Origin of the sequence: Frateuria sp. (genome assembly GCF_013362045.1) — a bacterium.
Classification (GTDB): Bacteria; Pseudomonadota; Gammaproteobacteria; order Xanthomonadales; family Rhodanobacteraceae; genus Frateuria_A.
This window is the reverse complement of sequence record NZ_JABFWW010000220.1, coordinates 1-3,056: the sequence shown is the minus strand read 5'-3', so window position 1 is coordinate 3,056 and position 3,056 is coordinate 1. Positions and strand designations below refer to the sequence as shown.

Below are 3,056 nucleotides of genomic sequence, written 5' to 3'. Positions count from 1 at the left end.
GATCGGCGCCGGCGTGATCGTGGTGTTCGGGCTGGGCATCCTGGGTGCGGTCAAGCACACGCAGCGGCGCGATCCGCCGCCGCGTCCGTAGCGAACCGGCTCAGCCGGCCGGCAGGTACTTGCCGAACCATTCGAGCGCGCGCTGCAGCACGTCGCGCTGGTGCGCCGGGTCGACGAAGTGATGGCCCTCGTTCGGGTAGACCACCAGCGAGGTCGGTACGCCCTGCGCGCGCAGCGCGTGCCAGAACTCGAACGACTGCGGCGCCGGGCATTCGGCGTCGCGGTCGCCGACCACCACCAGCGTGGGCGTCTTCACCTGCTTGATGAAGCCGATCGCCGAGCTCCTGGCGTACACCGCCGGGTCGTCGTAAACGGAGGCGCCGAAGTACGGGATCATCCACTGGTCGATCAGGTTCTCGCCGTAATAGCTCTGCCAGTTGGCGATGCCGGCGCCGGCCACCACGGCGTGGAAGCGCTGGGTTTGGGTGGGCGCGAACATGCTCATGAAGCCGCCGTAGCTCCAGCCGGTCAACCCTAAGCGCTGGTCGTCGACCGGCAGTTTCTTCTCGATCGCGTCGACGCCGGCAAGGATGTCGGACAGGTCGCCGTGGCCGAAGTCCTTGCGGTTGGCCTGCACGTAGGCCTCGCCCTGGCCGAAGCTGCCGCGCGGGTTGGGCATGAACACGAAGTAGCCCAGCGTGGAGAACGGCACGCTGCCGTAGCCCACGCCCGGCCAGCGCGGGATCACCGCGGCGGCGGGGCCGCCGTGCACGCTGACGATCATCGGATAGCGTTGGGCGGGATCGTAATTGGCCGGATACAGCAGCCAGCCCTGCACGTGGCGGCCGTCATGGTCCCACTCGACCGACTCGGCCTTGCCCCAGCTGGGCTTGAGCGATGCGTTGATCGCAGTGACCGCCGCCGGCGCGCCCCTTTCGAGCGGGCCCGCGTGGACCTCGGGCGCCGCCGCGTAGGAGCTCTGCGCGAAGGCCAGCTGCCGGTAATCGGCCGAGAGCGACATCGCCATCGAGGCGCTGCCGTCGCCCACGCTCGCCGGCAGGGTGAAGTGCACGCGCTGCTGGGTGGCGTGCGTGGCATCGACCGCGTAGTCGGCCAGCTGGCTCTGCCCGTTGCTGACCTGGCTGACCAGCAGCGTGCGCGGCGAGGTCCAGGCGAACCACGCCGGCGTGGCGTGGATGCCGGGCGTCAGGTTCACCGGCGCACCACCCGCGGCCGGCACGGCGTAGAGGTCGCCACCGGTCGAGCCTTGGTCGCTCATCAGGCCGCCGATGAAAGCCAGCCGCGTGCCGTCCGGCGACCAGCGCGGCAGCGCGATCTGCAGGCCGTGCAGCGGGCCCTGCACCCTGCCCGGATCGACCAGCACGCGTGGCGCCGCGCCGGCGCGGGCGTCCTGCGCATAGAGCTTCGCAACCCACCAGTTGTTGTCGCCCGGCGCCGGTGCGGCCACGTAGGCGAAGCGGCGCGCGTCGGGCGACCAGCTGAACTCGTAGACGTACCGGTCGGCTGGGCTCGCCATACTGGGTGCGCCGCCCGCGGCCGGCACGGTGGCGATGCGCTGGATCTCCAGTCCCTCTACGCCCACTTCGCCCGCCGCCGGCTTGGCGGCAGCCACAGCGCTGGCGCGGCGGTTCGCGCCTTCCACGTACAGGAAGGCGAGCGTGCGGCCGTCGGCCGACCAGCTCAGCGCCTGCGCGTAGCCATCCAGGTCGGCCAGCCGGCGCACTTTGCCGTCGGCACCCACGTCAGACGTATAGACGTCCAGATCGCCCGGCTTGCCGCCACAGTCGGAGAGGAAGGCCAGCCGGTGGGAATCCGGCGCCCAGGCCAGCTCCTCCTGCCGGCAACTGCCGGGCGCGCCGGCCATCGCCAGCGGGTGCGCATCGCTGCCGTCGGCGCGGGCGATCTCGATCGACGGCTTGTCGTGGCGGCGCACCACCCAGGCCAGGTGCTGGCCATCCGGCGACAGCTGCACCTGCTCGATGGCCTGCACCTTGCCCAGCTGGTCGAGCAATCGGCCGATGCGCGGATCCACCGGGGAAGGCGCGGCCAGAGCCTGTGTGGCAAGGGCCAGCGGGACGAGGGCCAGGGTGAGCAGTGGCAGCAGGCGTGGGCAGGTGCGCATGGGACGATCTCGTGCAAGGGAGCGGCCACGCTAGCAGCGCCGCCGCGTTCGCCCAAGTGCGGCCGGTCACGGCTTGCCGTGCCGGGTGACCTTCCGCGCTTTTTCGTCCTAGTGCGTGGCGACGGCCGCCGGCGCCTGCTGCGCGGCGGCCAGGCGCGTGCGGATCAGCGGGATCGCCGCCAGCGCCGCCCGTTCGCCTTCCATGATGGCGCGGTCGCGCTGCTCGAAATCCGTGGCGCCGATCGCGTTGACCTGCGGGCGCACGACCACGTCGGCGCGCGCGAGCTCCTGTGCGCCCAGGTGTTGGCCCATGATCACCACCGAGCGGCCGACGATGCCCAGCATGTCGGTCGGCAGCGAGCCGTCGGAGCGCGCGGAGATGTCAACCGCGATCACGAAGTCGGCGCCGAGCTGGCGCGCGGCATCGACGGGCACGGGGCTGACCACGCCGCCGTCGACGTAGCGACGGCCGCCGATCAGCGCCGGCTCGAACACGCCGGGCACGCTGCACGAGGCGCGCACCGCTTGGCCGGTGTCGCCGCGGGTGAACACCGTGCGCTGGCCGCTGGCCAGGTCGGTGGCCACGGCGGCGAAGGGCAGGCGCAGCCGCTCGATCGGCCGCTGGCGGACCTGCCCGTCGATGTAGTCCTGCAGCTTCTGCCCCTGCACCAGCCCGCCGCCGAACAGGCGCACGTCGCGCAGCGAGGCCTGGTCCAACGCGATGGCCGCCTGCTGCATGGCGAAGGCGTCCATGCCGCTGGCGTACAGCGCGCCGACCACGCTGCCGGCGCTGGTGCCGGCGACCACGTCCGGATGGATGCCGCTGGCCTCCAGCATCTTGATCACGCCGATGTGCGCGAAGCCCTTGGCCGCGCCGCCGCCCATCGCCAGGCCGATCACCAGCTTGCGCGGC

The 3,056-nt window shown here is 72.0% G+C and carries 2 protein-coding genes; both read right to left on the bottom strand.

Annotated features, from left to right (window positions below; all coding sequences use genetic code 11):
- Nucleotides 1-100: 100 nt before the first annotated feature.
- Nucleotides 101-2,143 (bottom strand): S9 family peptidase, encoded by a 2,043-nt coding sequence (locus HOQ08_RS10545; RefSeq protein ID WP_291194270.1) that lies wholly within the window; start codon nucleotides 2,141-2,143, stop codon nucleotides 101-103.
- Between the two features lie 108 nt (nucleotides 2,144-2,251).
- On the bottom strand, nucleotides 2,252-3,056 hold an 805-nt coding region (locus HOQ08_RS10540; protein WP_291194267.1), incomplete at its 5' end, for a patatin-like phospholipase family protein.